Source organism: [Scytonema hofmanni] UTEX 2349, assembly GCF_000582685.1.
Lineage (GTDB): Bacteria > Cyanobacteriota > Cyanobacteriia > Cyanobacteriales > Nostocaceae > Hassallia > Hassallia hofmanni.
In genome coordinates, this window is record NZ_KK073769.1 from 1,079,955 (window position 1) to 1,104,303 (window position 24,349).

General features: G+C 40.1%; 17 protein-coding genes and 1 pseudogene. 6 read left to right on the top strand and 12 right to left on the bottom strand.

Annotated elements, in window-relative coordinates; all coding sequences use genetic code 11:
• The 4 genes from TOL9009_RS0135035 to TOL9009_RS0135055 all read right to left on the bottom strand — a co-directional run.
• On the bottom strand, positions 1-285 hold a 285-nt coding region (locus tag TOL9009_RS0135035; protein ID WP_029638072.1), incomplete at its 3' end, for a transposase.
• 122 nt (positions 286-407) lie between these two features.
• Positions 408-962: a winged helix-turn-helix domain-containing protein gene (locus tag TOL9009_RS0135045; RefSeq protein ID WP_029638074.1), complete on the bottom strand. Its 555-nt coding sequence runs from the start codon at positions 960-962 to the stop codon at positions 408-410.
• 323 nt (positions 963-1,285) lie between these two features.
• Positions 1,286-1,816 carry an SRPBCC family protein gene (locus TOL9009_RS0135050; RefSeq protein WP_029638076.1) on the bottom strand — a complete coding sequence of 177 codons (531 nt, stop codon included), beginning with the start codon at positions 1,814-1,816 and terminating at the stop codon, positions 1,286-1,288.
• The gene (locus TOL9009_RS0135055) at positions 1,801-2,136 is read right to left on the bottom strand and encodes an ArsR/SmtB family transcription factor (protein ID WP_029638078.1); all 336 of its coding nucleotides are present in this window, start codon (positions 2,134-2,136) and stop codon (positions 1,801-1,803) included. The genes TOL9009_RS0135050 and TOL9009_RS0135055 overlap by 16 nt, the downstream gene beginning before the upstream one ends.
• A gap of 240 nt (positions 2,137-2,376) precedes the next feature.
• On the opposite strand from TOL9009_RS0135055, the gene TOL9009_RS0135060 reads away from it, so the two are divergent.
• The gene (locus tag TOL9009_RS0135060; protein WP_029638080.1) at positions 2,377-2,700 is read left to right on the top strand and encodes a hypothetical protein; all 324 of its coding nucleotides are present in this window, start codon (positions 2,377-2,379) and stop codon (positions 2,698-2,700) included.
• A gap of 238 nt (positions 2,701-2,938) precedes the next feature.
• On the opposite strand, the gene TOL9009_RS0135065 is transcribed toward TOL9009_RS0135060, so the two are convergent.
• On the bottom strand, positions 2,939-3,865 hold the full coding sequence (locus TOL9009_RS0135065) for a cobalamin-binding protein (protein WP_029638083.1): 927 nt from the start codon (positions 3,863-3,865) through the stop codon (positions 2,939-2,941).
• Positions 3,866-4,290: 425 nt separating this feature from the next.
• Here TOL9009_RS0135065 and TOL9009_RS0135070 point away from each other — a divergent pair, with 425 nt between their 5' ends.
• Positions 4,291-6,486: a GAF domain-containing hybrid sensor histidine kinase/response regulator gene (locus tag TOL9009_RS0135070; RefSeq protein WP_029638085.1), complete on the top strand. Its 2,196-nt coding sequence runs from the start codon at positions 4,291-4,293 to the stop codon at positions 6,484-6,486.
• A 96-nt stretch (positions 6,487-6,582) separates the two neighbouring features.
• On the opposite strand, the gene TOL9009_RS0135075 is transcribed toward TOL9009_RS0135070, so the two are convergent.
• The 3 genes from TOL9009_RS0135075 to pruA form a co-directional block, all read right to left on the bottom strand.
• Positions 6,583-9,261 (bottom strand): glycosyltransferase family 39 protein, encoded by a 2,679-nt coding sequence (locus TOL9009_RS0135075; RefSeq protein ID WP_029638086.1) that lies wholly within the window; start codon positions 9,259-9,261, stop codon positions 6,583-6,585.
• Between the two features lie 200 nt (positions 9,262-9,461).
• The gene (locus TOL9009_RS0135080; protein ID WP_029638088.1) at positions 9,462-9,896 is read right to left on the bottom strand and encodes a GNAT family N-acetyltransferase; all 435 of its coding nucleotides are present in this window, start codon (positions 9,894-9,896) and stop codon (positions 9,462-9,464) included.
• A 169-nt stretch (positions 9,897-10,065) separates the two neighbouring features.
• Positions 10,066-13,056: an L-glutamate gamma-semialdehyde dehydrogenase gene (gene pruA, locus TOL9009_RS0135085; protein WP_029638090.1), complete on the bottom strand. Its 2,991-nt coding sequence runs from the start codon at positions 13,054-13,056 to the stop codon at positions 10,066-10,068.
• Between the two features lie 256 nt (positions 13,057-13,312).
• On the opposite strand from pruA, the pseudogene TOL9009_RS41515 reads away from it, so the two are divergent.
• A pseudogene (locus tag TOL9009_RS41515) lies at positions 13,313-14,090 on the top strand (Uma2 family endonuclease).
• A gap of 371 nt (positions 14,091-14,461) precedes the next feature.
• Here TOL9009_RS41515 and TOL9009_RS42435 read toward each other — a convergent pair.
• Positions 14,462-16,744: a DUF11 domain-containing protein gene (locus TOL9009_RS42435; RefSeq protein WP_186227763.1), complete on the bottom strand. Its 2,283-nt coding sequence runs from the start codon at positions 16,742-16,744 to the stop codon at positions 14,462-14,464.
• A gap of 484 nt (positions 16,745-17,228) precedes the next feature.
• A complete protein-coding gene (murG, locus tag TOL9009_RS0135100; RefSeq protein ID WP_029638095.1) occupies positions 17,229-18,299 on the bottom strand; it encodes an undecaprenyldiphospho-muramoylpentapeptide beta-N-acetylglucosaminyltransferase in 1,071 nt (356 codons plus the stop codon).
• 85 nt (positions 18,300-18,384) lie between these two features.
• Here murG and TOL9009_RS0135105 point away from each other — a divergent pair, with 85 nt between their 5' ends.
• Entirely contained in the window at positions 18,385-19,194 is an 810-nt protein-coding gene (locus TOL9009_RS0135105; protein WP_029638097.1) for a hypothetical protein, read from the top strand.
• Positions 19,195-19,333: 139 nt separating this feature from the next.
• Entirely contained in the window at positions 19,334-20,110 is a 777-nt protein-coding gene (locus tag TOL9009_RS0135110) for an SDR family oxidoreductase (RefSeq protein WP_038298285.1), read from the top strand.
• Positions 20,111-20,333: 223 nt separating this feature from the next.
• Here the strand turns inward: TOL9009_RS0135110 and TOL9009_RS42440 are convergent, their stop codons facing one another.
• Both TOL9009_RS42440 and TOL9009_RS49900 read right to left on the bottom strand, forming a co-directional pair.
• On the bottom strand, positions 20,334-22,709 hold the full coding sequence (locus TOL9009_RS42440; protein WP_084763448.1) for a bifunctional serine/threonine-protein kinase/ABC transporter substrate-binding protein: 2,376 nt from the start codon (positions 22,707-22,709) through the stop codon (positions 20,334-20,336).
• Positions 22,710-23,120: 411 nt separating this feature from the next.
• Complete coding sequence (locus tag TOL9009_RS49900; protein ID WP_260676010.1) at positions 23,121-23,243, bottom strand: hypothetical protein; 123 nt, start codon at positions 23,241-23,243, stop codon at positions 23,121-23,123.
• A 109-nt stretch (positions 23,244-23,352) separates the two neighbouring features.
• Here TOL9009_RS49900 and TOL9009_RS0135120 point away from each other — a divergent pair, with 109 nt between their 5' ends.
• Positions 23,353-24,207, top strand: coding sequence for an HIT family protein (locus tag TOL9009_RS0135120; protein ID WP_029638102.1), 855 nt, complete (start codon positions 23,353-23,355; stop codon positions 24,205-24,207).
• The last annotated feature ends 142 nt before the right edge of the window (positions 24,208-24,349 follow it).

A 24,349-nucleotide genomic window follows, 5' to 3' on the forward strand; every position in this document is an offset into this window, starting at 1 on the left:
TCGTAAAAGGTGTATAAGATATTCTACTAAATTAAAATTTGGTGAATAGGGAGGAGTATAGAAAAATTCTACATGAATTTTATCTTGAATATTCAAATCGGATAAATGAGATTGTAAATATGTTTGCATTTTTTGCTTATGAGTTGAGTTATTATCTAAAATCACACTAAGTTTTTGAACACCCTGCTCAATACAATCGCTAATTAGTTCAGCCAAATAACTAGACACATCTTCCGACTTGGATTTTTCTTTTAATTTTAAGTATTCTTCACCCGTAACCGGCATCTACACAGAGCATTCCATTTAATTTATTTCGACGTTTCTTTTCATTACTTGGTACTTGAGGACGAGTATTTTTTTCACCCCAACCGTAAAAAATACTTGGGCGCTCATAAACTGCAAATTCATCAAAAAATACTATTTTCTCCTTCTCTTCTCGGCACTCCAGTTTTTTTTAAAGTAGATACAAATTGTTTCTGTTGCTCTTTATCTGCGTTAGCATAGTCTCGATGAGCTTTTTGGTAAGATAAGTTTAATTCTGCTAAAATTTCATAAATTCGGGCTGATTTCAATTCAATGTTCCATCGATATTTAATTACATTACTTAAAATTTCTCCTGTCCAAATATTTCTATCTATTCCATATTTGATAGGTTTTTGTTCTAAAATCATCCTTTTTAATTCTTGTTTTTGTTCCCTGCTTAATCTGGTCTTTACTTGATGTTTTATTGGTTTTAATAATTCTGATAATCCTCCAGAGATAAACTTATCTATCCAATTTGATAAAGTTTTATATGAACAATTAACCAATTGTGTTACCTCTTCTCTACTTTGTCCTTCATATAAATATTTAATTGCCCATAATCGTTGTCGTTGATATTCTTTTTGATGTAGATAGTATAACTTTTGCCACAAATCTAAATCTAATTGGCATACTTCTAGTCGGAATGTGCGGTTAGCCATAGAGAAAACTGAAAATCCTATTGAGCGTTAATGTGATGGAATATCTTAGTTTTTATTATAAAAAGTCCAATGAGACAAAGGAAGTAATTAGCGATCGCCCTATAGTACAGGTATGAACAAACGGCCATAGCCATCTCCCTTCCCGGACACCCCCTTTGCCTAATTCACAGTCTTTATTGAGTATAAACTCTATTAAGTACTAACCTCAGCTAGATTTATGTAATATGTAAATTACTATCTTACAGTTTAGGGAGTCTTCTGGCAGGAAGGGAGTAAACGCCGATGAACGCAGATAAATTTGTACCTCACCAGACTAGGAAGTGCTATACTACGGTTTTTAAGATTTGTGGTAGTGTTTCGTTTAGTTTGTAGTTCCAACCATTATGAAAAAAGGAATTGAGGATTATGCTATTTAATGGTTCATATCTACCGACGGGTATTGTTTGAGTTACTGTGTTTGATTTGGGTGTAAATTGATTTTGCCAAGTTTCAGCAGAATGCTGTGGCTTTTCTAATTTGATAACTTCGTGCTGCAATATTTGATGTTTTAGTTGTAGTCGAGTTCCACCATCAACAGGTGTTAGCGTCCAAGTAACAATTGATGGCTGATACATCAATTTGTCTTGCCAAGTGTAGGAAAGTCGCTTTGGTTCGTCAAGTTCAATTACTTCGCAATCAATGCTTCCGTCTATTCCTGGTAATGTCGAATACTGAAATTGAAATTTGTGTCCAACACGCGGTTCAAAGTCGTTTTCCATCAGCCATGCTGCCAGTGATTTGGGATTAGTAATAACTTGCCAAACTCGCTGCGGGGGATAAGCATAAAAAACTTCTATATTCAAGTTTCGGAGCATGAATCTTCCTCCAGATAGGTGCCAAGGGCATTGAGTTTTTCTTGCCAGAAATGCTCGTAATGGGCAATCCAATCAGATATCTGCTTTAGTGGTTCTGGGTTGAGTCGATACAAACGCTGTCGTCCTGCTTTTCGCATTTGGACTAAACCAGCTTCACAAAGTACCTGCAAGTGCTGAGATATGGCTGGTAAGCTCATGGCAAATGGTTCAGCCAACTTTTTGACGGGTTGTTCACCACTACGTAACCGATCTAATAACGCTCGTCGAGTCGGATCGGCGATCGCCATAAATATATCCGCACTGGCAGCATGTCTACTCATACCGATTTTCGATGCTTCCTGTACAAGCTTCCAGATGTTTTCCTCGTTATTTAAGTATTTGCTTAAATAATATATTAATTAAACATTCGCTTAAATGTCAAGTCTTGCGCTAGGGAAAATTTAAGGATTTATTAGTAGAGACGTTCCGGTGGAAGGTCTCTAAATGTAGATACATAATTAAGTAAGGCGATCGCGATATTGTAAATAGCAAATTGATGGTCTAATAGCGGGACTAAGAGCGTGAAGTACTTCTTTCTATCAGAGGGATGGATAATTGGCAGAGTTTGGGCATCTGAGGGATTATGGCAGATAACCGCATGGCGACGCCAACCAGATATTCAGCAAATGAATATTTGTCTAGTTGAAGAAAATGAATTGTTATGGCTTTACCGAGTCGAAGAAGCCGTTTTAACCGTTGAAGTTAAGCCCACAGCATCGGTACAAGTAGCCCCCATTGGTCAAGTCGTGCTCAAGCGTCTAATGAGTGCCGAGCAGGTAATTGAGCGCTTAGGTAGCGCTGAAACGAGGTGCCATCTGCAAAATATCGATTTGGTTGTGCGGTAGGGATAGGGGAGTGGGGGAGTGGGGGGACAAGGAAGATAAGGGAGCAATATCTTCCTCATCTCCCTCATCTTCCTCATTTTCCTCATCTTCCTAATCTTCCAATACGGTTCGGATAAGAAAATTCGATAAACCAAAAATCTTGTAGAGACGCAAGGGTATCGCGTCTCTACATACCCTAAATCACCACGAAAAATCCTTAACCGAACCGTATTGCCTCATCTCCCCCATCCCTTCTTTTTCACAAGACTTCCCAGCCGGTTCCTTTGTAACCATATTGGAAAATTTCCGGATGCAGAATTTCTGCCAAAATTTCTAAAGAATCTGCTAATCGCGGTCCGGGACGGTTGAAATAGGCATTGCCATCAGTAATATAGACCCTACCACTTTGGGTGGCGTGGAGTTTTTGCCATTCTGGATTTTGAGTTAATAGCTGCGCTTCTTGACGAGTGCGATTTAAATCAAAACCGCAAGGCATAAAAATAATCGCATCTGGATCGCTAGCTATGAGCGCTTCCCACTGCAACTGACATGAAGGCTGACCGGCAACGCTAAAGAGTGATTGTCCTCCTGCTAAGTTCACTAATTCGGGAATCCAATTGCAAGCAGTCATTAAAGGGTCAGTCCATTCAATACAAGCGACTTTGGGCAGTTCTGTTAAAGAAAGTCCTTGGACTTTTTGCTTGACAATTTGGACGCGAGCTTCTAGGTTTTCTAACACCTTGACTGAATCAACGTTGAAGGCTTTGCTGACTCGCTCAATGTCCGTCCAAACATCCTTTAGAAGATTGGGTTGCAAGGAAATAATTTGGGGTGAACTATTGGTTATAGTGGCAACTGCCTTTTCCACATCGCCCAGACTGACCGCACAAACATCACACTGGTCTTGTGTGACAATGTGAGTGGGGTGCAATTTTTCTAAAACATCTGTTTTAATTTCATAAATGCTGAGGGCAGATTGCAACAAATTGTTAACTTTATCATGAATTTCGCCACTTGATGCATTGGTGTTTAGCCTTGCTTGGGTGCAAATAGGGCGATCTGTAATTTCTGGGGGATAGTCACATTCATGCGATCGCCCCACAATCATATCAGTTAAACCCAATGCGGCTAAAATCTCCGTTCCACTGGGAATTAGGGAGACAATTCTCACGTTACTCTCTCTCATTGCTCCACCTTCGCAACAGCTTACCATTTCAATTGTTGCAAAATTTGACCTTATTATATATCTTCCTTCCGGATCATGGACAAGTGCTAATGGGAAGATAAAAATATAGGTAGAGGGTAAATGGACATTTTTTTACAGTGAATGATCATTTGGATTAATTAAATTCACTTGTGTTATGTCAACTAATTAATTTGTTTTGTGTTTGGGAGCATTTAGAAAGTTGATATTATAAATATATTATCATTCCAAGATAAAAATTGAAACTTGTGTACTATAAAGAACTCAGTATGTATTGCTTCCCTGGGACAAGGTTTGAAAGAATAGTATTACATAATTATGAAAAACTTGATGAACTCATTGTAGTTAAAAAACACTTCTACTTTGACCATTAAACTGCAAAGTAGAGTTATTCCCAGGAGCAATAAATGCGAATGTTGGCAGTGAGAGATGTTAGAGAACGTGAGCAAACGGAAGAAAATTTGCTCAGACTGGAAAATTATCTGCGATCGCAAAGTCAAACACTGATGCGACTGGCAAAAAGCAATACATTCAATCAAGGCAATCTGAACGCAACATTAAGGGAAATCACTGAAGCAGCAGCGCGATCGCTTTTAGTGCAGCGAGTTGGGGTATGGTTATACAACTCAGACCAATCAAAAATTGAATGCATTGATTTATATGATGTCGGCACAAACCAACATACCGCCGGTCTTTCTGTTTTAAAAGCAAATTGTCCAGCTTATTTTCAAGCTCTGGAAGAGGAACGTAGCATTGCAGTAAATGATGTTTACAACGACAAAAGAACCCAAGAATTTGCCGAATCTTATCTTTCTATGTTTGGGGTTAGATCGGTGCTGTATGCACCGATTTGGTTAGGAAGTCGATTGGTGGGGGTAGTTTGCCACCAACACGTTGGAGGTATTCGGCAGTGGACAATGGAAGAAGAGAATTTTGCTGCCTCCATTGCAGATTTAGTCAAACTAGCAATGGAAACGAGCGAGCGACATGCTGCACAATTAACACTAAGAAATAGTGAGGCAAAATTTCGACCTGTGTTTGAGCATTCTTCTATTGGTATTGGCTTGGCAAATATGGATGAACGGATAATAGATAGTAATCCAGCGTTATATCAGATGCTAGGTTACAATCAAGAACAACTATGCGAAAAACGCCTCAGCGATTATATTTATCCGGAAGATTTGACTACATATTTAGAGTGCCAACAAATATTAGCAAAAAATCGTGATTGCTTCAAGAAAGAATTGCGCTTTCAACATAAAAATGGTAGTTTAGTTTGGACTAACATTTCGGTTTCTTTAATTTGCGACACAAATAATCAACCTGAGTTTTTCCTGACCTTTATAGAAGATATTACAGAACGCAAGCGAACTGAGTTGAAATTGCTTGAAACTAAAGAAGCCGCAGAAGCAAGCAGTCGGGCAAAAAGTGAATTTTTAGCAACTATGAGCCATGAATTGCGTACACCTCTAAATGCAATTATGGGTTTATCTCAGTTGCTGCAACAAAAAATAGTTGGCACACTCAATGATAAGCAAGAAGAATATATAAATTATATATATAGTAGTGGTGAACAGCTGCTGGCACTGATTAATGATATTCTTGATTTGTCTAAGGTAGAAGCCGATAAAGAAGAACTAATGCTGTTGCCTTTGCAAGTGCAAGATATTTGTAAGTCTGTAATATCCACAGTGTGCGATCGCGCTTTAGAAAAAAAATTGCAACTCACAACCAAAATAGATTTAGAGGCAGATGTTTGTATTGCTGACGAGGAACGAATTAAACAAATGCTACTAAATTTGCTGACGAATGCGATAAAATTTACCCCAGCGGGTAAAGTCTCCCTGATAGTGGAAAAAGTACCGCAAGGCATAATATTTACAGTTTCTGATACGGGTATTGGTATTGACTCAAGTCAATTTCAATTTTTGTTTGAACCATTTAAACAGCTTGACAGTCGCTTAAATCGGGAGTACGAAGGAACTGGTTTAGGTTTAGCTTTGACACGTAAGTTAGCACGAATGCATGGTGGAGATGTGACAGTAGAATCGACTTTGGGAGAAGGTAGTCGATTTATGCTATTTCTGCCAGATCAAACCTCAGTAGAAGAGAGGGGAAGTAGAGACGCGATTAATCGCGTCTGTACAAAAGTGGGGAAGCGGGGGAAAGAAAATAATTCTTCATTTTCTAGTTTGAATGTCCCGGTTAGTACAACCAATAAACGCATCTTGCTGGTAGAAGAGGAGGAAAACACTGCCATATTGCAAGATTATCTTCAGACAATTGGTTATGAGGTGCAGAAAACTTGCGACTCAAAAAGCTTCTTGCATGGGGTAAGAAATTTTCAACCAGATTTAATTTTGTTGGATGTGGATTTAAACGGAGATATCAGCGGATGGGATTTACTCAAACTTGTGCGACAAATATCTTCTTGGCAAGATTTGCCAGTGGTAATTATGACACCAATGGAAATGATTGTAGATCGCGATGCTGAGTACCGCAACCTTAGGGAACGCTTGTGGGAAGCTGGTGCTAACGACTATCTCAGCAAACCGATTGGTATCGTTAAATTAGAGTCAATATTGATGCAATATTTAAGTTAAGTTGGGCAATGGGCAATGGGCATTGGGCATTGGGCATTGGGCATTGGTAATAATTCTTTTCCTAATCCCCAGTCCCTTGTCCCCAGTCCCCAGTCCCTAGTCCCTATAAATCTGCCATGCTTTAATTATATTTCCTTGCATGAGATAGGCAGCGGCTGAAAGTCCCTTTAATTCAGTGATGTTAGGGTTTTTGGCTAAACCAGGTTCTAGGGATTTTTGTGCTGCTGCTGGTTGCCAATTGTAAAGATGGACAAATGCTAGATACCCGTAAGCATAAGGATTTTCTGGGTCTAATTGAGTTACTTTAGTAAAAGATGCGATCGCATCATTGACTCTTGTTTGCAATACGTTTGCTAAACCTAAAGCATACGCCCAATCACGATTTTCAGCAATATGCTCTAATCTATATTCTAAAGTTAATCTTCCTTGTACCAAATAATCCTGATTTGGGTCGTACTGATTGATACGTCCTACTTCATCAAATACTTTTTCCAGTGCTGATTCACCCTTGGATAAATTAGCTCCTAATATTCGTAATTGCGTTACTAAATCTAACTCTGGTGCAGCTATGGCAGTGGCTTTGGGGTCAATTTGCAAAGTAACTTTTGGCACTTTAATCGGATAACTTTCGCCAGAAATTCGGTTGAGATAAGTTGCTTTTAAGGTGTAAGTTCCTGGTACTGTATCAGCACTTGGTAGCATCGCCATTCTTTCAGTAACTGATAAATGCTCATTTGAGGTGGAATACAAACTCCCCATCCCGATACCGTGATCGTGTAACCATTTGAGCTTTGGGGTTTGGGATTTGGGATTATTTATATTTTGCCAAGTTAATAATACCAAACCTTGTTGTAACTCTTGCGAAAAGCCAGACCACTCATAAGTCACTCTTACAGGTATTCCTGGCGGCGCTTTTTCTGGAACTGTGACTCGTGATAGAATAATCCCAGGGGGAGTCTTTGTGGAGAGAGATTTTACTTCTACTGGTGGCAGCTTTTGATGATAAAGTTTCAGAATACTGCTATCGGGCAACTTCCAAGACTTATTTAGCTGGAAATCTGGTGATGTTTGCACAGCTTCAACTATGGCAGCTTGGTTTGGTGGGATTGAACCTTGATTGCCGGTTTTGGTGAGAAACCAAGAAAGCGATCGCCTATCTTGTTCAAGAAACTTTTTCCTTGTTCCTACCTGTCGTCCATAAACTCGAAAGTTCTCTAATGCCCCATAATAATTGAAATTGTGTTGGTTAATTTCTCCGGTTGAAGGCAAAACTCCCAGGGTAGAATGCAGATATGGTTCTGTTTGGATAATTTGGGCTATTACTTGTTGGTGTGGGAACTCTTGTCCCATATAAGGATAAAATTGCGATCGCGGACTTAAAGTTTGCGTCATCCAACCACCAAAAGCACCTCCTACAGGAAACAAGTTGAATAACATCAAAATTATTGCCAAACCAACAGTAAAAATGCGGGTACGCTTTCCCCAAAGATGACGAGAACAAGTTAACCCGTAAGCCAACAACAATGAGAGTACTGGTAAGTAGGGTAAGACATAGCGCTCTTGTTTGTTCGGGTTAAGGCATGATAACAGATAACTTCCCACCCAAAATATTGCGATCCATTTTAGGGAATAGGAGAGGGGAGGAGTGGAAGAGGGGGGAGATGGGGAAGCAGGGGAAGCAGGGGGAGAAAAAGAATTATCCTCTAAGGACTCTCTTTGTCTCCTTGTCTCCAAGTCTCCTTGTCTCCAAGTCTCCTTGTCTCCAAGTCTTTCTTCCTTAATATGTCCCCAATAGAGTAGTAAAGCAAATATGGGTACAAGTAATAAAGGTAAAGAAACTTGACTTGGTAATTGGCGCCAGTAATAAGTCCAAGCTTCGATTGTATTTATGGGAGCTTGATTTTCAGCGATCGCAGAATCTATTGTTGCTCGTTTACCAGAAGTGAGGATAACTAACCAATTGGTGCGATACCAGGGAGCAAACACCAAAAAAGACAAGCATAAACTACCTAGTAGCTGTGCTAAACGTCCCCACCGTTGTTGACTTAGCGTTGCAAATCCTACCCAAGCGATCGGCGTTAATAAAAAGAATAACGCAGTTTGCTTCACTAAAAACGCTAATCCTAAAGATAAACCAAAAGCAAAGGCACAGAGGAGGGAGGGGAGGAGGGGGGGAGGAGAGGAGGGGGGGAGGAGAGGAGGGGGGGATGGGGAGAAAGAAGAATTATTCTCCTTGTCTCCTTGTCCCCAAGTCTCCCTATCTCCCATAACTTTCCAAACTGTGAGGCAATAAAAACTTAGGGTAACGATAGATGTCAGAGGATAATCTAAGAGAAATTCTAAACGCAGGCGATAAAGACCTGGTAAAATTTGACATAATGCAGCTGCACATAAACCTACAAAATCATTAAATAGCAGTTTACCCAAGCCATAAACTGACCAGAGCAAAATCGCACTAAATAACAGCATTACTAAAGTGGCTTGATCTGGACCAGTACCAAAGATATTCTGAACAATAGCAGTAATAATATAAGTTAAAGGCGGTATTTTAGAAGATAGTAGCCAAAAACTTCGCCACCATTCTACATCCCACCATTGAGCATTTTGTAAAGCTTGCAAATAGGTTAACGTGCCGGTTAAGTAATCTGCTTGATCCCAACCTGGAATTGAGCGATCTAGTGTCAGCCAAATGCGATCGCATAAAGCACCTAACAGCCAAATTATCCCCAGAATCAGCAGACTATTATATTTATATCGCTTTTTTTTGGCAGTCATAAATTGCTTTGCTTCTGCGATCGGTTAAAAGTGAAGAATTATAAATTATAAATTTACAGGAGATTGCGCTTTAATCGAATACACGTAACAGACTATTCTGTGCTACGTCTCTACAAGGTTTTGGATTTTATATACTTTCTAAACCTAAAATCTGCTGTATATAAAATCTTAACTCTGTAGAGACGCGAAATTTCGCGTCTCTACAACTTTTTCCTCATTTTGACATGAGGAATACCCGCTTCTATAAATATTTCTCCCTCTTCGACAAAACCGAATTTGTAGTATAAACCTTTTATATACACTTGGGCGTTAATTACAACTTCCGGAATCTTTTTGTTTGCTATAATCAACAACGCCTCATTTATAATTTTTTTACCAATACCTTGACCTCTAACCGTAGATAAAACAGCAAGCCTTTCTATCTTGACAGTTTTCTCATCCAAATATCTTATCCTCGCCGTTCCCACAGCTTTATTATCTAAATAAGCAATCAAATGATCGCATATTTCATCTTTACCGTCAAACTCTAAAGCTTCTTCAACCCCTTGTTCTTCTTGAAAAACGACCCTTCTAATAGCCTTAATCTGCGAAAAATCCTCAGAAAAATCCGCTAACCTAACCACTAAATCCCTCATCAAACTCTCTCTGCGCCCTCTGCGCCTCTGCGGTTCGATATAAAATTAAGCTGGGGAAACCTCAGCTATACCAAATAAACATAGGAGTGAAAATGAATTATGCGTTGTCCGAAACCCTTGTAGAGACGTAGCAGTGCTACGTCTCTACGTATTTTCGGGAGATGTTTAATTAATCAGCACCTTCAATCGGAGCAAAACCTTGACGTTGAATATTTTCCGTTATCGTGCGTGGTTCCAAGAATTGTAACAGATAATCGGGACCTCCAGCCTTAGAACCTACCCCCGAAAGCTTAAACCCACCAAACGGTTGACGAGCAACGATCGCACCTGTAATATTGCGATTAACGTACAAATTACCGACTTCAAACTCTGACTGCGCTTGTTCAATGTGCGAAGGAGTTCTGGAATAAAGACCTCCAGTCAAAGCATAATTTGTTCCGTTCGCAACTTCCAACGCTTCCTGAAAATCTTTTACGCGAATTACAGCCACAACTGGACCAAAAATTTCTTGTTGAGCGATCGTTGAATCTGCCGATACTTCACTAAAAATCACAGGTCCGATAAAATAGCCTTGATTAGGCGCTGGCATTTGTAAAGCAGCTTTCGCTTCAGCGTGTCCTATTTCAATATACTCCCGGATGCGATCGCGTGCCGCAGCATCAATCACAGGTCCAACTTGAGTACTTGGTAACTCCGCTTCCCCAATATTTAGCGATTTCGTCGCTTCGACAAAGCGCTCCACAAAGGTATTATAAATCGACTCAACCACAATTACACGCGAACAAGCAGAACATTTTTGTCCGCTGTAACCAAACGCCGATTGGACAACTCCCACCACAGCCGCGTCTAAATCAGCACTTTCATCCACAATAATTGCATTCTTCCCGCCCATCTCTGCAATTACCCGTTTCATATGCTTTTGACCTGGTTTGAGAATTGCCGCTTCTGCGTAAATCCTACAACCAACTTCTTGCGAACCTGTAAAAGCGATGACATGAGTATCAACATGATTCACCAAATAAGCACCAACTTGGGAACCCTTACCCGGAACGTATTGAAAAACACCTTTAGGAATTCCCGCTTCCACCAAAACTTCTGTAAATTTAGCTGTAATCACAGAAGAAGTTTCCGCCGGTTTGAGGAGAGTACAATTCCCTGCAACCAAAGCAGCAACCGTCATCCCGCAAGCGATCGCCAACGGAAAATTCCAAGGAGAAATCACCACCGCAATTCCCCGTGGGAAGTAAATATAACGATTATTTTCCCCAGAAACGTCATAATTAACACCCTCATCCAGCCGTTCCATCTCGTCCGCATAGTAGCGACAAAAATCAATCGCCTCAGAAACCTCCCCATCCGCTTCCCGCACAGGCTTACCGACTTCCAAAACAATCCAAGCGGAAAACTCAGCACGGCGTTCTTCCATTAAATCCCCAGCCTTCCGCAAAATCGCCGCACGTTCTTTAACTGGAGTTTTCCTCCAACCAGGAAAAGCAGATTTTGCAGCTTTCATCGCTTCTTCTGCTTGTTCCACACTCAGAAGCCCAACTTTCCCCACAATTTCCCTGTAATTCGACGGATTAACAGAATCAACAACATCCTGAGTTTGGACATATTCCCCATTCACCAAAGGTAAATACGTCTTCCCAAACTGCCGACGAACACTTTGCAAAGCTTCCTGAGAAAGCTTTATTTTCTCCTCCTCAGCATAATCTGTATCTGCTACACCGAGGAAAGAGGAGTGGGGGAGGGGGGGAGTGGGGGAGGGGGGGAAGTCTTGTTGTTTTTCTTTTAATTTGACAACTGGGGGTGCAATTAACTCCTCAACTGGACGATTCTCCAAATTTTGCCGTAAAAAGGAACTATTTGCGGTATTTTCCAACAAACGGCGAATTAAATACGCCATTCCCGGCAGCAACTCCCCATAAGGACAGTAAACTCGAACTCGATAACCCCTATCAACCAACGCTGAAGCTAGTTTATCACCCATACCGTACAGCACTTGCATTTCAAAGCAACGCCGGGGGACATTTAAACTTTCAGCTATAGCGATCGCTCTTGCTTGCGATCGCACATTATGACTACCAATTGCCGCATACACATATTCATGATTCTCCAGCAACAACTGCGTTATCGTTTCAAAATTCGCATCCGTTGCCGCCTTATCATTGTAAACTGGTTGTTGCCAGTGTTTTTGTGCAGCTTTAATCGTTTCCTGATCCCAATACGCGCCTTTTACCAAACGAATTGTAATTGGATAACCGCGCTCTTTTGCCCAGGCAATCAAATTACGTGCATCTTCCTCACTATCCCGCAGATAAGCTTGAATAGTCATCCCAATATCTGTGCGTTGCTGAAACTCATCTTCCAACAAGACTTTTTTCAAAATACCGAAAGTTAAGTTTTTATAAGCGTACTGTTCCATATCAAAGTGAACAGCAGCACCCAACTCTTTCGCACGACGCAACAAAGTACGAATCCGCGAACTTACTCTCTCCTCACTACCTATAGCATCTAACGGGTCAAATTGCGAATAAAACGCAGTTAACTTTACAGAAACCTGGACTTTTGCCACATCAGCTTCATCAATTGCCGGAACTTTACTCCAACCCTTAGACGCTTCCACAAGTTGTTGCATCAATTCCAAATAACGTTCCAGATAAGATTGCGCTTCAGTTTCAGTAATTACCGCTTCACCAAGCAAATCGATGGTGAAAGCCATTTTTTCCTTACGCAGTCTCTCAACCGTTTTGATGACTTGTTTAATATTTTCCCCAGAAATATATTTATGCGCTAGAGTTTCAACCGCAGTCCCTACGGTTGTCGCAGCAACTTGTCCCGGCATAGAATCAGGATTAGCAAAATTTAGCATCCCCTTCAAAGCAGCCGGTAACTCTACAGACTCATCCCCTAAATATTCTTGTAAATGCGCCGCAATTTCTGCTTTACTATTTAAAGCAGGTAAAGTATCAATAAACCGAAATAGCTGCACCCGCAACCCAGGATTACTCATAGCCCAAGCTAGCAATTTATCATCCCAGCGCATTTGATCGCGCAAAGCAGCGAAAAAAGAACGATTTTCTGACGTCGCAGCTAAAAGCTGTTTGGCAATTTCTTGAGTTTTCGCTTCGTAAGCACTTTTTTCTACTTGTAATACCACTCTCTACAGACTCCAATTTTAACGCGAGGCTTTCTTAACAAAGCTTATGTCTTCTATTTTCGCTCTTGGATTCTGTGAATACCACATATATATATGATGCACGAATCATACAAATAGTCAAGATTCATCAGGAATAAAACCTCAAAAAAACTCTGCGTACCTTTGCGCTTACCTTAGCGTTCCTTTGCGTTAAAAAAAGCTAAGAATCAACCTCATCCCGATAAAATAAAAGCAATTCCACCAAAAGGCAGCAATTATGGCAACCCAAATCGGTGAAGGAAAATCTTTGACTGAACTGGTAATTTCTTGGGAAGCTTTACCAGAAAGTTTTCAACTTGAGGATGAACCTGTGGAAAATACATCACAGCCAATTTTAGCTGGTGCGTTGCGTGAAAGCTTAGAAATTGCCGGATTTATTCAACCTCAAATGTTGATTGCGTCAAACTTTGCTCTTTGTGCTACTTTAAACGAGCAATTTATCGCTAAAGCACCAGATTGGGTTTATGTTCCAACTATGAATCAAAATCTCGGAGAACGCAAAAGCTATACACCCAATTTAGAAGGTGATATTCCCGCAATTGTGATGGAATTTCTTTCCGATAACGATGGGGGAGAGTATTCAGTTAAACGAACTTATCCACCTGGAAAATGGTTTTTCTACGAGCAAATTCTCAAAGTTCCCATTTACATAATTTTTGACCAAAATGGAGGGTTATTAGAATTTTACCAACTGGAAAATGGACGATATGAATTGCAACAACCTAATTCAGATGGACTTCATTGGATTGATTCAATGAGCTTATTTTTAGGGACTTGGCAAGGAACAAAAGAAGCGAGAACGGGTTATTTATTGGTTGCGCTGGTGGGATGAGTCAGGTAATTTGTTGCCGTGGGCAATAGAAAGGGTAGAACAAGAGCGTAAACGTGCTGAAATTGAACACCAACGTGCTGAACAAGAACGTCAGGAGAAAGAAAAACTGATTGCCTATTTGCAATCTCAAGGCATCGATCCTAATACTTTACTTTCAGAATAAATCGATTCAAAAATGATATTAAGAGACGTTCCGCCGGAACGTCTCTACGACGATCGCTTTTTATTAATGTTAATTAAACCGACATGATATGAAATATTATTACGCACTTTCACCCCTACTTTTTGGCGTATGTTTATTAAAGATAGGACTTACGCAAAAAGACCAAAAAGTGATAGCCAAAACCGACAAATCGAGAACATTTCACAGGAATTACTCAGAAGTGAAAGTGAAGGTGAAATTTAGTCACAGATGGTCGAAGCAATTGGAGAAGCACTCCTTGTCTGATTCAATCTGGGTTAGCGTGGGAGATCGAGGCAGTGACATTTTTTCCTACAGCTGACAGCATACTTTCCGAATTGACTACAACTTGCTCAATTTAATCTGACACGGAAGCGAACAAAACCGAAGTTGCTACCAGTTGCTTGTGGTAAATTCCCAACGTTGACAATCACAGCACCGTTGCGATTAGTTTGATCAATGCAAGAATTACCCGCAGGTAAAGGTGAAAGAACTGGGGAAAAGCTGCCTCTATCTGTATCTGCCGCATTCGTTACAGATGTATTTGTCCCAGCTAAACCTAATAGTACACCACTGCCCACCCCGAAACTATCGGGTACAAAGACGGTATCATCGGGAATTAAATCGCAAAATCTAGCGTTTTGAATTGACTGTGTACCATCGCTGAGAAAATACAGAGTATATTCAACTTCATCACCACTCAACAAACCAGATTGAGAACTTAAACTGATAACTCCCAATGGTGATAATTGCGACCATCCGGCAGCATTATCGTTGCTGTCGTTGGGGTCATCAATAAAACTATTAAAGTTAGCTATTCTCAGCGGTGCGTTGTTGCGGAATGCGTTGGAAATCCGCTTGACAAAACGCAGATTTGGTGTTCCATTTAAGCTGACTGGTGTCGGCACATTATTGTTAGTGGGATCGCCATCATTATTATTTGCTCCAACTGTACCACCAAAATCTGGGTTTACACCATCGGTTGAGTCATCAGTTACAGGTGTGGTGTTACCAGGACTAGTTGCACTAGCTCTTGCAGTATTGTTAAATGGACCGAGATTACTACCCGGTGTAACTCTAACACTAAAATTAATTGTGGCACTACCACCTATAGGTAGAGTTTCTGTACCTGGGAGCAAATTGCGATCGCTATTCCCGTTAAAGTTAACATTAGCTGCTGTCAGCGCACCACTCACAGTTACAGGACTGGAAATAGCCACAGCAGTAGCCCCATTAAATGTACTATTAGCATTACCAAATAAATCTTCGCTGACTTGGACGTTATTTAAGGGGACAGTTCCAAAGTTGCGGACAATGATGGTGTAAGGTACTGTGTAGGTGCGATCGCTATTATTCACCACACTACCAGCTTGCTTGGCAACACCAATACGCCGTCCAGGAGTCAGGCTGACAGAGGTAGGACTAGTATTGTTATTGGGGTCTAAATCGCCGTCGGGGTCAGTATTAGTACCGTTGTTAGAAACATCTGTAATCGTTACTCCCGGAGGACTAGCCGGGTAAATAGCTGATACGGTGGCAGTATTATTAAATGGACCAAAATTACCATTAGGAGTGATGTTGACATTAAAAGTAATAGTGGCAGTTTCTCCACCACTAAGTCTGTCGTTCGTAGTTCCCTGCAAAAGATTTTGGTTGCTCTGACCGTTGAAGCTAGGATTAACTGTTAAGCTGGGACTAGAGCTTTGAATATTACTAACAGAATTAATCGTTGCACCAGCAAAGGTAGTTGCCAGATTGTCTGTTACTTGGACGTTTGTCACCGTGTAAGGAACATTCGGATCTACGGGGGCGAGGTTCTGCACCGTCATGGTGTAAGGTATAGTGAAGCTACCATTGGCTCCAGGAACGGGAGCACCTACACTTTTGGCGATACCGATATTCGGTCTACAAGCTTCAGCACCAATTGCAACAATACCAAAGTCATCACCATTGTCTCCAGTTGCCGCATCTAAAATTGATATTGTAAAAGGGTTGGGTAGAGTTGCTGGGGTGGTGAAACGAATTACTGTTCTATCCCACAAATCTTGACCATTGTGTCCGGAAGCGGGGTCAGAGTCATCAAATACGGTGAATCTTTCACCAATGGGTATACCATTAACTAAAAACTGGATGACGGGATCATCCGGTGCAGATCTATCAGTAGCAATGGCATTACTAACATAGGCATAAAAAACATAAGTAGTATTTGGCTGTAATGATGTAGTGGGAATGTTTTGCTGCCAAATTGTATATGGTGCTCCTGTAGTGTTACCGTTGGAATATAACCAAGTGTTAGAAGCCGGCACACCATTTGCCGCATCTCCAGGAAAAGGCACTTGCTGGACAACACCATCAAAGTAATTCACTGCTCCTGTTTGAATAGCTACATTTGTATCGGGAGGGTAAACGTTATTACCAACATAAGGAACGCTACTACTCCAGTTACCAGGTAATAAAGTATTCGGATCAGCAGCACCACCTGGTTGCTGAGTAAAGTAACCGTTGGTAATTACAGAATTTGTTACACCTTCTATTTTTGTGCCGGCGGGACAACCAGTACCTCTATTTTGTTGAGCTTTTGCAGTTTCTAAAGGTATCAGACTGAAAAACCAAAAAGGCGACAATAACGTAGCCAAAGAAATAGCCCGGAGTCGAAATTTTAATGACTGAGATTTATCAAACATTTCATGCATTAGGAGTGAAAATAAGGGCACTTTAACTGGCGAATAGTACTTTACCTGCCGTTTTGGTATAAATTAATTTGACTTGTCTATAAAAATGCCTGCTTTCTCATTCAGTTACTTAAAATTGTCACGCGAAATTTTTACACGCAAAAGTTACCTGCTGCAATCAGCAACAGATAGGGAAGACAAATATGTCTTCACCAATCAACTCTAAGATAGATGAAGATATCAGTTTTTTGTGGCAACCAATTTTAGACAAGAATCAGTATAACCAGTTGCGGTGACAGTACTTAAAATATTTCCTGAATTTATAAAAATTTTATATAAATTGGTATGAGAATATACATTAAGTTAATGATGAGCTTAATGTTTTTCTATACGTAGTAAGCGCTGAAGCGCTTATAAAGCACTCTTCGTGCTTACTACGAAACTTTTTTTACATCTCGACGAGTTCACGCACCAACTGTGCCAATTTTTCTGCGCTGTCGGGAACTGCGATCGCTTTGCTTTTTGAAGCCATATCAGCTAATGCTTCGGGTGACTGCAACAAAGACAAAACTTTACTTTGCAATACTTGTGCGGTTAACTCTGATTGCTTGAAAGCGATCGCCGCACCGACTGAGGTAAATACTTGGGCATTGTAAGTTTGATGATCTTCTGCTGCAAATGGATAAGGAATCAAAATTGAAGGCAAACCACATACTGCCATTTCTGTCAAGCTTCCCGCACCAGAACGACTAATTGCTAAATTAGCACGTTTCAACAATCCCGCCATATTGTCATAAAACGCTAAGGCAATATATTGCGGATGCTGCAAATTTTCGGCTTCTGGGTCGTTATCTCCGGTTAAATGGACAACCCAAGCACCAGCATCAAACCAAGCTGTAGCGCATTGACGCACCAACTTATTAACCGCGACGGCACCTTGGCTACCACCAAAGACAACAATTAAAGGAACATTCTCAGGAATGGGTAAATCTAGCGAGACAATTCCCGAATTTAGGAATGGCGATCGCACCGGAGTATTGGTATAAATAGTTTTGGCACGAGGTAAATATTTAGCTGCAACTTCAAACCCGATTGCTACAGCATTACACCAGGGACCAAAAAAGCGTGTTACTTTACCAGGTAAGGCGTTTGACTCGTGGAGAATCACAGGTAAACCAAGCGATCGCGCGGCAATTACAGCCGGTCCTGCAATATAACCACCGGTAGTGAAAACGCCTTGAAAATTGCCTTTTTTCAGCAGTTTTCTCACTTGGAGAATCGAACCGACGAGTTTAGCCAAAATCCGTAAAGATGAAAATCCCAACCCTTGCTGAAACCCCTCAACTGCAATAGTATTCAAGGGGTACTGCTTGGGAACAAGCGATCGCTCTAGCCGATTTGGGACACCAAGCCACTCAATTTGATAATCTGGCAATTGTTCGGCAAGTGCGATCGCCGGAAATAAGTGTCCACCAGTCCCACTAGCTGCTATTAATAATCGTATCGGTGCGTTTGCCATCAACCCTCTAGCGTTCTGAAGAGAAGCTTAACTAAGATAAAACAATTTACGAGCCTTCTGTAACTAAATCCTGAACCTATCAACAATGCATAACCTAATTGTCTTACTACTTAAACGCCAAAGAAAATTTCCAGCTTCAAACTGGCTAATTTTATTTTTACTGACACTTGGTTTATTATCCGGTTGGAAATGCGCTCAAGCCATTACCCCAGATAATGCACCGACAGAACTGAAAAATTTATTGACGCAAATTGATACAGCAGCAAGTCAAGGTAATGTGACAAAAGTTATGCAGTTTTATAGTCCCAATTTTACTACTGGGGATGGCTTAACTCACGCCAATATGGAAAAAGCCTTGGTTGGACTGTGGAAACGATATCCACAATTAAAATACACTACGCAACTGCAATCTTGGAAATCAGAAGGTAATGTCATTATCGCCGAAACGATGACTAATATAACTGGCTCACCCTCTGCTAACAACAATAATTTAGCTTTGAAAGCGACAATTACATCTCGTCAGCGCATTTTGGGTACACAAATTGTTCGTCAAGACATTTTGACCGAACGCACTCAACTTACCTCTGGTGCTAAACCACCCGAAATTAAAATTAATCTACCACAGCAAGTGCGAGTCGGACAGCAATATAATTTTGATGCGATCGTTACTGAACCAATCGGTGATGATTTTCTTTTAGGCACCGCTTTAGAAGAACCGATTAAACCAGAAAAATATCTATCCCCCACATCGGTAGATTTAGAATTGCTAACAACAGGTGGACTTTTCAAAATTGGACGCGCACCAGCTACTCCTGGTAATCAATGGGTTTCTGCCGTAATTTTACGCGGACAAGGCGTGACAATGATAACTCAACGATTGCAAGTTGTGAAATAAGTAGATGGTTGGTTGTTGGTTGTTGGTTGATAGTTGTTGGTTGTTGGTTGTTGGTTGTGAAAAAATACTCCTATCCACTATCCACTAACATTGTACAGACGCGATTAATCGCGTCTCTACCACTACCCACTACCCAATAATGATTCAAAATCAAATTGTTTTAATTACCGGTGCAAGCAGTGGTATTGGTGCAGCTTGTGCAAGAATTTTTGCTCCAACGGGTGCAAAATTGATTTTAGCAGCGCGTCGCCAAGAACGTTTGCTTTCATTAGCTGCGGAACTTGTAGAGAGGTTTGATGAAACGTCTCCACAAATTCATTTATTACAGTTAGATGTACGCGATCGCTCTGCTGTAGAATTAGCCATATCTAATTTACCTGCTGAGTGGTCAGACATTGACATTTTAATTAACAATGCTGGTTTGAGTCGCGGTTTAGACAAACTCCACGAAGGCGATACTCAAGATTGGGATGAAATGATTGATACCAATATTAAAGGTTTACTTTACCTCACCCGTTATATTGTCCCCGGAATGGTGAAACGCGATCGCGGTCATGTGGTAAATATTGGTTCCATTGCCGGACATCAAACTTATCCCAAAGGCAATGTATATTGTGGCACTAAAGCCGCAGTGAAAGCAATTTCTGAAGGCTTGAAACAAGACCTTTTAGGAACTCCTATACGTGTAACTTCTGTCGATCCTGGTATGGTAGAAACAGAATTTAGTCAAGTACGATTTCATGGGGATAGCGATCGCGGTAAACTTGTTTACCAAGGAGTAATTCCCCTGACACCAGATGATGTGGCTGAGGTGATATTTTTCTGCGTTACTCGACCAACTCATGTAAATATTAATGAAGTTATATTAATGCCAGTTGACCAAGCTAGCGCCACCCTAGTTAATCGCCGAACTTAAAATGGTAGGCATTGCTGAATTGATGTATGAATCCGGATGTAAAGACGTTCCGGCGGAACGTCTCTACATGCCCTAAATCACCACAAAAAATCCGATTGCGAACCGTATTGCTACGTCTCTTGGGTAGGCAAATATTTCCAAGTATTTATTAGTTGTATAATTTTTTATCGACAACAAACCGGTTATTTTCAACTTTAACTAAGACACCAATACCGGGTAATGGTTAGCGATCGCGTAAATCGTTAAATTGCACCTTTGCACTCACACCATCGGCTGAAAAACCACGCTCATTCAACACTTCGTACAGCTTTTGACGAGTATAATTTCCCTTAGTGCGTGTGAGTGCTTCAACCATCGCCATCGTAGCATCATAAGACATTGCAGTTCGCCAATTCACGTCTCCAGTTCCCCAAAGCTTCACAGATTCCTGCTCAAACTTCGAGTTAGGACTATTACTTCTGTGCCAACGAACGGCAATTCTCAGTTTATCAACTGGAATATTAGCTTGACTTACAGTTTCCAGATATGGAGTATCTGCACCGAGTATGGTGATATTTTCGCTTTGGTTAATGATCAGTAGTGCCGCAATTCTTGCCACTTTATCGCTAAAGGCTAACATGATTACTTCTGCATTACTTTCTTTTGCGTGTTGTAAACAATCTAATACTTCAGATGTGCTTTGAATTACCGCACACTCGTTAACAAGCTGTTTTCTATTTAGAAAGACAACACTTTCAAATTCTTTCTTTAAAGATGCAGCAAATGTTTCATTAGGTTCATAAAAAATAGCTACTTTATTCAATTTTTGATAACCGATATATTTGATTAGTTTATCAGCCGCAGCCGAGTTATCTGGAGATACGCGAAAAATGTAGTTATTTAGTTGAAAAGCAGAATCTCTAACAGCAGTGCTTGTAGGAGATATAGCCACCATTTTTCCATCATAAGCTGGGGCAGCTTCTTGTATACTATCACTGGTATAATAACCGATGACTCCTAAAATATTTTCTTGAGTAGCGATCGCATCAGCTATTTGCCTAATTTTATTCTTCTGCCAACTTGTACTCACAATTTCTAGAAACAAAAGTCTTCCGTTAATGCCCTGATTCTGATTAAAATTATCTTGAACGTGAGCAAATCCGCGCAACATTTGTTCGGCAATGTCATTTGAACCATTAAGCTGATCGTCAACAATGGGAACAGTAACGGCAATTTTTAGAGGATTTTTTGCTATAGCTGCTTTCGCATTGTTTAGATAAATTCGTGCTTCTGGATCATTTTGATTAGAAGCAAGGTAGCTTTTAAAATATGCAATAGCTTGGTTGAACTTCTTTTGCCCAAATGCAGTAGTTCCTCTGATCTTGTCGGCAAAAATGGCGTCAGCAATCTTGGGATTTTGGGGAATCAGAATTTGTTCTCCACAGCTAAAGCCTGATTGATTTTGAAAATCGCAAATAGGGGGATGTGTCAACCAGGGAATTAAGAATGCGATCGCACTTCCTAATAAAACTAATCCTACTGGTAAAAAGACTTTCTTTCTCAGCCTCTTCAGTCTCAAATAAAAACTTGTTGTATTGCGAATTGTCGTCTGACTAAATTCTTCAGATTCACGCGGATTTTCCCTATTACCAGAAGGCTTTGAATTTAGCGATATTTGCCCAGAAAGAGCAGTAATTACTGATTCAGCAGACTCATAACGATCCTTTGGTTGATATGACAACATCCGATCTAAAATGTCTGCCAGATTATCGTTTACATTAACGTATTCTCTCCAAATCCACCTATTTTGATTCCAAAGCTCATTGACATTTTTACCTGTAAGCAAACAAATACAGGTTACAGCTAAAGAATATAAATCTGAGGAAAAAAATATTCCTTGACCAGCTAGTTGCTCTGGTGGTGCAAATATTGGAGTTCCCATTGCCATTGATTGCTCAACAGGGATTTTTGGCTCTAATTTACGCTTCACCGCAGCACCAAAATCTATCAAATAAAGCGTTCCATTTTCGTGACGAATGATATTAGAAAGCTTGATATCTCTATGAATAACTTGTCTTTTTTCATGTATGTACTTCAGGACGTTCAGGAGTTGACCTAAATCCTGTAAAACTTCAGTTTCTGAAAAACGACCTTTCTTGTTAAGTTCCTTATCCAAAGTTTCACCTTGGACATATTCTTGCACCAAATAAAATAATTCTTTGGGGAATTCTTCTTGTGATTCATTTGGTACTCGCAATTCAAAGTAATCATACAATTGAGGAATTTGTTCATGCTTAATATCTCTCAAGGCTTTTGCCTCTTCCTCAAAAGACTTTTTTATCAATTCAAGCTCGGAGTCTGAAAAAGGCTTTCTAGAAGTATTTCTCGGCTGCAATTGCTTTACAACACACTGCTGCTGAAGATGAGCATCCCATGCACGAAATGTCTTGCCAAATCCTCCCCATCCTATTTGCTCTAAGGGTAGGTAGCGAGTCTTCAGAATTAAAGTCATTCCACAGCTACTACAGTATCTCTGCTGGTGGTTCCTCTGATTGAGGTACTCATCATGGACTTGGTTTTCTGGATGCGGACAGTTAGGATTAGTGCAGTAAATATTCATTTGAACTGAGTATTATTTCAGTATAATAAGCCATTTTATCTAGGATGTAACACGGAAAGTAATAAAAAAATTAGGCGTTGCATTTATTTAGCTACAAGTCTAAATTTACACCCGCTATCAATCCGAAATTACAGACGAACAGTTGCGTAAGTCTTGGGGAAGTCAAGGTTGATATAGCTATTAATCAAACCGAATTCTTAAGTCTTCACGCTCCTATTCCAGAATACTGCTTTAATCCCCGATGTCACAGTAACCGATTTACACCTTACTTTTGAGGGTAACTAAGTACAGAGGCACAACTAAATATAAGATAAAACCTCACCCTTAAGAAGGAGAGGGAAACGGTTGGTAGGGTGAGGTTTTATATTTAATTTGACCCGCTTATTTGGTAACACTTTTATTATTAAACACTTAATCTGTTAGATACAGGCGATCGCTTGCTGAAATCAATAAGAGCGATCGCTCTTTTCCTTGTATGGTAAATTTCAAATATTGCCGTATTTGTACTGAGCTAAAAATATATACATAGTGCATATCTTAAAATATCCTGTTTGTGTCAAAAGAAGCAAAGTATCTCCTTATTGGATTGAGAAACTTCACCAATCTGGGAGGGGGAAAGGAAAAAAGGGGAAAGGTTAAGAATATGCAAAAGCAAAAAAACAAATTCAGTCACCTCACTGCAATAGAAAGAATTTATCTATCATTTCCGGCAAAGTTTTTATTAGAAAAAGACCTGCTGAAAGGTAAAATATTAGATTTTGGTTGTGGCTTGGGGAATGATGTTAAATTATTACAACAAAAAGGCTTCGATATTACAGGATACGATCCTTATTATTTTCCAGAACATCCTCATGAAAAATTCGATACAATAATTTGTTTTTATGTTTTAAATGTTTTGTTTCCCGAAGAACAAGCAAATGTTCTCATGGGAGTATCACACCTATTGAAACCGGAGGGCAAAGCGTATTATGCTGTTATAAGAGATATAAAAAGAGAAGGTTTTCGAGAACATTATATCCATAAGAAACCTACCTATCAGTGTAGTGTGAAACTTCCCTTTAATTCTCTTAAATTAGACGATAACTGTGAGATTTACGAGTATGTTCATTATAATCGTCAAAGAAATTCAAGCAATAATTGTATATTTTGTAATCCTTATACTCATCTAACTTTTTTAACCGAATCTGCTACTGCTTATGCAATGTTTGACGGTTATCCTGTAAATAAAGGTCACGTTTTAGTTATTCCTAAACGCCATGTGAGTAATTATTTTGAGCTACCATTGAAAGAGCAATCTGCTTGCTGGCTGATGGTTAATAAAGTACAAGAAATTCTCACCCAAAAATTTAAACCTGATGGTTTTAATGTGGGGATGAATATTAATCGAGATGCGGGTCAAAATATGATGCACGCAAGTATTCATATCATCCCTCGTTACAAAAGTGATACCGTTGGTGCTAAAGGTGGGATGAGAAATGTGATTCCCAAAAGTAAATAGTTTGTAAGTTGAGTGCGATCGCGCTTCGCTTTTCCATGACTCGTGCGTAAGTCCTGAACCAAGAACCGCTATAAATACGTAGTAAGCGCTTCAGCGCTTAATAAAGAAAGCACTCTTCGTGCTTACTACGTATTTATAATGC

Bases quoted from the DNA above. Each gene is read 5' to 3' on its own strand.
- TOL9009_RS0135045 (WP_029638074.1), bottom strand. From the start codon at position 962: ATGGCTAACCGCACATTCCGACTAGAAGTATGCCAATTAGATTTAGAT.
- TOL9009_RS0135050 (WP_029638076.1), bottom strand. From the start codon at position 1,816: ATGCTCCGAAACTTGAATATAGAAGTTTTTTATGCTTATCCCCCGCAG.
- TOL9009_RS0135055 (WP_029638078.1), bottom strand. From the start codon at position 2,136: ATGAGTAGACATGCTGCCAGTGCGGATATATTTATGGCGATCGCCGAT.
- TOL9009_RS0135065 (WP_029638083.1), bottom strand. From the start codon at position 3,865: ATGAGAGAGAGTAACGTGAGAATTGTCTCCCTAATTCCCAGTGGAACG.
- TOL9009_RS0135070 (WP_029638085.1), top strand. From the start codon at position 4,291: ATGCGAATGTTGGCAGTGAGAGATGTTAGAGAACGTGAGCAAACGGAA.
- TOL9009_RS0135075 (WP_029638086.1), bottom strand. From the start codon at position 9,261: ATGACTGCCAAAAAAAAGCGATATAAATATAATAGTCTGCTGATTCTG.
- TOL9009_RS0135080 (WP_029638088.1), bottom strand. From the start codon at position 9,896: ATGAGGGATTTAGTGGTTAGGTTAGCGGATTTTTCTGAGGATTTTTCG.
- murG (WP_029638095.1), bottom strand. From the start codon at position 18,299: ATGGCAAACGCACCGATACGATTATTAATAGCAGCTAGTGGGACTGGT.
- TOL9009_RS0135105 (WP_029638097.1), top strand. From the start codon at position 18,385: ATGCATAACCTAATTGTCTTACTACTTAAACGCCAAAGAAAATTTCCA.
- TOL9009_RS0135110 (WP_038298285.1), top strand. From the start codon at position 19,334: ATGATTCAAAATCAAATTGTTTTAATTACCGGTGCAAGCAGTGGTATT.
- TOL9009_RS42440 (WP_084763448.1), bottom strand. From the start codon at position 22,709: ATGAATATTTACTGCACTAATCCTAACTGTCCGCATCCAGAAAACCAA.
- TOL9009_RS49900 (WP_260676010.1), bottom strand. From the start codon at position 23,243: ATGCACTATGTATATATTTTTAGCTCAGTACAAATACGGCAATATTTG.
- TOL9009_RS0135120 (WP_029638102.1), top strand. From the start codon at position 23,353: ATGCAAAAGCAAAAAAACAAATTCAGTCACCTCACTGCAATAGAAAGA.